The sequence below is a fragment of the Kineococcus sp. TRM81007 genome, assembly GCF_022669155.1.
In the GTDB taxonomy this organism is placed as follows: Bacteria; Actinomycetota; Actinomycetes; order Actinomycetales; family Kineococcaceae; genus Kineococcus.
The window spans coordinates 1-5,594 of sequence record NZ_JALBVB010000021.1; the positions used below are offsets into that span (position 1 = coordinate 1).

Genomic DNA, 5,594 nt, shown 5'->3' on the forward strand with positions numbered 1-5,594 from the left:
GCCGAGCTGGGCGTACTTGGTGTCCACGGCGCTGGGGCCGTTGCCGGTGGCGCCGGCCATGAGCTGGGCGACGCGGGTGCGCAGGGAGTCCATCTTGGTGAAGGCGGCGTCGCCCGGGCAGGCGGTGTAGCCGACGTCGCGGTGGGCGTTGATGGTGCGCAGGGTGACGGTGGTGCCCTTGGCGTAGCGGGCGGTGCCGCCGCCGGCGCTGGTCAGGCGGGTGGAGCCCTTGGGGTCGACGCCGTGCAGGGCCAGCTTCCAGGCGATGACCTGCGCGACGGACTCCAGGGCGGCGGCCGAGGGAGCGGTGCGCGAGTGGTCGCCCATCATGGACACCCCGAAGGTGTCGATGTTGAAGCCGCCGGCGTGGGCGCCGACCACGGGGCGGGTGGTGCCGCCGGCGCGGCCTTCCCAGATGCCGCCGAAGCGGTCGACGACGAAGTTGTAGCCGAGGTCGGCCCAGCCGAGGGTGACGGTGTGGTAGCGGTACATGCCGCGGATGACGGCGGGGACCTCGGCCTGGGTGTAGCTGCCGGGGTCGGCGGTGTGGTGCACGACGGCGGCCTTGATGGTGCTGCTGTAGGAGGCGGAGGACTTGCGCAGGGTCTCGTCGGCGCCCCAGGCGCTGCGCGAGCGGATGGCGGGCTGAGCCAGGGTCACCCGCTCGTCCCCGGTGAGCTCCGACTGCGCGCCGGTGCTGCGCAGCAGCACGTCCGCGTCCGCGACGGCGGCGGTGGCGAGGTCGTCGGCGGGGCTGCGGCCGCCGTCGACGACGTGGAGCTCGGCGTGCGCGACGTCGGCGGCGGGCACGCGCACCTCGACGGTGGCGCGCCGGCCCAGCGAACCGACCCACAGCGGGTCGGAACCGGTGACCCGGCCGCGGGCCTCCGCGGTGCCCGGGTCGGCCCCGTCGTCGTTGAGGGCCAGCTCGACCCACTCCGACCAGGTGCCGCCGGTGCGGGTGCGCACCGCGACCGACTCGGCGCCGGTGCCGCGCGGGAACGTGACGCCGACCATCTGACCGCCGTCCACCTCGACGCTGACGACGCTGAGCGCGGGGGCCGCGCGCAGCGTGCGGGCGACCGCGCCGCGCGGGGCGGGCACGGCGCTGCCGGCGGCGGTGCTGGGGTGCTGCGCCAGCGGGTAGGCGGTGGTGGAGCCGCCGACCTGCACCGCACCGGTGCTCAGGGCGGTGGCGGCGGCGGCCGGGCGGGCGCCCGTGCCGCTCAGGCAGGCCAGGACGGACAGCGCCCCGGCGCCCCCGCCGGCGCGCAGCAGGGAACGTCGCGAGAAGCCCCCGGCCGTACCGGTCTTCTCCTGGGCAGTCGCGGTCAACCGCATGACAACTCGGTCCTTCGCTCGACGACAGAGGCGGTCCACCCACACGGGTCAACGCACGTCACGGGCATCGGCACCTGACGGCGGGGGCTTGAGCAGGGACCGGCATCACCTGCCACCCTGACGGAGCGACTGCTGATGCTCAAGGTGCTGCGGAGCACGAGTCGGTAACAACAACGTCATCACCCCGTCACTGTGGGTGATGGACCGTTCGGCTGTCCAGGTGACCGCGAACCCGGCAGCACGACGCCCCGGGCGCTCGGCGGCGCCCGGGGCGAGGGGTGGGGCAGCGGGTGGACCGGCCGGGTCAGCGCTGGCGCACGACCCCCAGCCGGTCGCCGCCCAGGCCGGGGAACACCGACGACAGGCTGCCTGCGCCCAGGCGCTTCTGCAGCACCTCGGCGATGATCGCGCGGTAGTCCGTCGTGCCCGGCAGGTCCCCGTCCAGCAGGCGCTCCGGCGCCAGGCCCGGCCAGCGGCCGTGCACCCGCCCGCCCACCACGCCGCCGCCCAGCAGCAGCACCGCGTTGCCGTGCCCGTGGTCCAAGCCCCACGAGGCGTTCTCCTGCACCCGGCGGCCGAACTCCGACAGCGTCATGATCGTCGTGCTCGCGAACTTCGGCCCCAGGTCCGTCGCGAACGCCGCCAGCGCGCCCGACAGCTCCGTCAGCTTGTCGAACATCCAGCCGCGGTCCACGTGACCGAAGTTCGCGTGCATGTCCCAGTCGCCGTAGTCCACCGTCAGCATCTGCACCGGCGCCCCCGAGCGCAGCAGCGCTGCCGCCTGCGACAGCGACCTGCCCAGCGCGGTCGCCGGGTACGTCACCCCCGCCACGGGCCCGGGGTCGGCACCGGCGTACCCGGCGACCTCCTCCATCGCGTCCAGCAGCGCGTTCGCCGGGTCGGCGGCGACGGCGGGGGCGTTCACGTGCATGCGGCGCAGGCCCGCGTGCCACAGCGGCCGGTCCGTGCCCGGGCCCGCCAGCGCGAAGGCCCCCATCGACTGCATCGTCGTCTCCTGCTGCGGGCCGGCGAACGACGGCGGCGCGTGGACCCCCACCTGCACGGCGTTCAGCAGCCCGCCGTCACCCGTCACGCCCAGGGTGCGGTCGATCCAGCCCGTGCGCAGCGACGTGCCCGGCGCGGCGCGCTCCATCTCCTGCATGGCGGCGAAGTGCGAGCGCGACGGGCTGCCCTGCCCCACCGCCTGCACCGCGCCGAAGGTGCCCGCCCGCCAGAACGGCAGCAGCGGCGCCATCGCCGGGTGCAGCCCGAAGGTGCCGTCCAGCGCCAGCAGCGTCGAGGCCGGCACCGCCACGTTCGGGCGCGCCGCGTAGTACGCCGGGTCGCCACCGGGCACCACCACCGACAGGCCGTCGAAACCGCCGTGCAGGGACAGCACCACCAGCGTCTCGCCGGTCCAGCCCGGCGCCGCGTAGGAGACCTGGGTGGACACGTCGCCCACCGTGAACGCCGTCGTGCCGGCGGCCGCCGCGCCGAGGGCTGCCTTGAGCACGCCGCGCCGCGACACGCGCGCGGCCGCGACGGACCCCTCCCGGCAGGAGCAGCGGTCGGCGGGGCGGTCGGTGCGGTCGGTCACGGGACTGCTCACCTCTTCGAGAAGGTCGGGGTGTCGAGGACGAACGCGGCCAGGTACGGGAAGCCCCAGCCCAGCCACGGCTCGCGCGGGTCCAGCCGCTCGTCGGCGCGGCGCTCCAGGTAGAGGAGGATCCCCGCCCGCTCGTCGGCGGTGATCGGGCCGTGGACCAGGCGCTGGGCCATCGCGTCCACCAGCGCGCCCCACGTGGCCGGCAGGGACTGCGGCAGCAGCTGCCGCACCGGCGGCCACGTCAGGTCCGGCGGGTACCAGGCCGCGGCGAAGTCCATGTGCCGGTTCCAGCGCTGCAGCGTCGCGTTGGGCGACTGCCACTCCGCAGCGGTGTCCGGGTAGCCGTTCGGCGGGCCCCACGCCAGCGGCGCGTGCCCGGCGTCGGAGGGCATCCAGTACAGCCGCTCGACGCCCTGCGTGCCCGAGCGCTCCGGTGCGACGCCCAGCGCGCGCAGCGTGGAGACGAAGTCCTCCTGCGGCGTCTTGTACTTCCGCCCCGCCGAGTCCCAGAACTCCGGCGCGCTGAACAGCGTCCACAGCACCGCGCGGACGGAGCCGCTCGTGGCCGTCCACGTCTGCGCCATCCGCTCCACCAGCGACGCCGGCGGGTCGTCGGCGACGAACCGCACCGCCAGGCGGCGGCTGACCCGACGCGCCGTGGCCGGGTGCACCGCCAGGTGCCGCAGGTACCGCTCCGCCCACGCCAGGCCCTCGTGCGGGGCGTGCGCCGGCCAGGAGAAGCCGAACGCCGTGCCGCCGCCGCTGTCGTGGCGACCCGCGTCGAAGGTGGACAGCCCGTCGGAACCCACCGCCAGGCCCGTCAGCAGGCGCGCGCCCGCCTTGACGTCGGCCTCGGTGTAGCCGGCGTCGACGCCGACGGTGTGCAGCTCCAGCAGCTCGCGGGCGTAGTTCTCGTTGGGGTGGGCGGCGCTGGAGCTGGTGTTGTCCAGGTACAGCAGCATCGACGGGCTCTTCGCCGACTCCACGAGCATGTCCGGGAACGACCCGAACGCGTGCCGGCGGATCATCCGGTCGTAGTCGGCGCGGCTGTCCCACACCTCCGAGGACGGGCAGGTGACGTGCAGCAGGTTGTTCCAGACGTCGGCGACGACCTCCAGCAGCTGCCGCTCGCTCCAGATCTGGCGCACCAGCGTGACCCGGCCCACCTCGAACATGAGGTCCCACTCCACCGACCAGTAGCCGGCCGCGTGGACCTCGGCGGTGGACCTCTTGTACCGCTGGAAGCGGCCGACGTACTCCTCGCAGACCCGGTCCGCGACCGTCTCCGGCGCCAGCTGCGCCTCCAGCCACGCCTTGGTGCCCACCGCGGCGATCGCGTCGAGGTCCTGCGGGCGCGGGCCCCACGTGGCCCGCCGCAGCAGGTGCAGCTGGGCGTCGGGGGTGCTGGGGAAGAGCCGGTCGGCGGGGGCGGCCTTGCGCCGCCCGCGCGCGACGCGGGGCGCGGAGGACGAGGGAGCGGTGGGCACGCCACGGTCTCGGCAGGGGATCTCCGCCGCTTGAGCCGTCCGGGTGAGGACCTCTCGGGTCAGCGCACGGTCACGCGCCCGTCGCTCGCCCGCCACGTGATGCTGCCGCCGGTGAAGTCGCTGCGGCGACCGCCGGGGACGTCGTACTCGTCGCTGCGGGGGTAGCCCAGGGAGGAGTTCTCCCAGCCCAGCGAGGCCCACCGGTTCCGGATGGCGCCGAACACCACGTGCGCGCCCGTGCGCGGCGACCAGTAGATCGAGCCGCCCTGGAAGTGGTTGAACGCCCCGCCCCGGATGGGCGTCTCGTCCGTCAGGGGGTACCCCAGGAAGGAGTTCTCCCAGCCCAGCGAGGCGTACTTCTCCCGGATCAGGCCGAACACCGCGTGCGTGCCCGCCGCGGGGTGCGAGTAGATCGACCCCGCCTGGTAGTGGCGGTAGCGGCCGCCGTCGCGCGCCGGCCCCTCCGCCCGCGTGGGCGCACCCAGGTAGCCGCTGCCGAGCTGGGCGTACTTGGTGTCCACGGCGCTGGGGCCGTTGCCGGTGGCGCCGGCCATGAGCTGGGCGACGCGGGTGCGCAGGGAGTCCATCTTGGTGAAGGCGGCGTCGCCCGGGCAGGCGGTGTAGCCGACGTCGCGGTGGGCGTTGATGGTGCGCAGGGTGACGGTGGTGCCCTTGGCGTAGCGGGCGGTGCCGCCGCCGGCGCTGGTCAGGCGGGTGGAGCCCTTGGGGTCGACGCCGTGCAGGGCCAGCTTCCAGGCGATGACCTGCGCGACGGACTCCAGGGCGGCGGCCGAGGGAGCGGTGCGCGAGTGGTCGCCCATCATGGACACCCCGAAGGTGTCGATGTTGAAGCCGCCGGCGTGGGCGCCGACCACGGGGCGGGTGGTGCCGCCGGCGCGGCCTTCCCAGATGCCGCCGAAGCGGTCGACGACGAAGTTGTAGCCGAGGTCGGCCCAGCCGAGGGTGACGGTGTGGTAGCGGTACATGCCGCGGATGACGGCGGGGACCTCGGCCTGGGTGTAGCTGCCGGGGTCGGCGGTGTGGTGCACGACGGCGGCCTTGATGGTGCTGCTGTAGGAGGCGGAGGACTTGCGCAGGGTCTCGTCGGCGCCCCAGGCGCTGCGCGAGCGGATGGCGGGCTGAGCCAGGGTCACCCGCTC

At 74.8% G+C, this 5,594-nt stretch carries 4 protein-coding genes; all 4 read right to left on the reverse strand.

Translation table 11 applies throughout. The features are described 5' to 3' along the window. A partial coding sequence (locus MN205_RS00755; protein WP_242123347.1) for a peptidoglycan recognition protein occupies positions 1 to 1,341 on the reverse strand: 1,341 nt, incomplete at its 3' end. A gap of 304 nt (positions 1,342 to 1,645) precedes the next feature. Next, positions 1,646 to 2,938: a DUF1501 domain-containing protein gene (locus tag MN205_RS21365; protein ID WP_242123349.1), complete on the reverse strand. Its 1,293-nt coding sequence runs from the start codon at positions 2,936 to 2,938 to the stop codon at positions 1,646 to 1,648. Positions 2,939 to 2,946: 8 nt separating this feature from the next. Beyond that, entirely contained in the window at positions 2,947 to 4,434 is a 1,488-nt protein-coding gene (locus MN205_RS00765) for a DUF1800 domain-containing protein (RefSeq protein ID WP_242123351.1), read from the reverse strand. A gap of 59 nt (positions 4,435 to 4,493) precedes the next feature. Then, on the reverse strand, positions 4,494 to 5,594 hold a 1,101-nt coding region (locus MN205_RS00770; protein ID WP_242123353.1), incomplete at its 5' end, for an N-acetylmuramoyl-L-alanine amidase.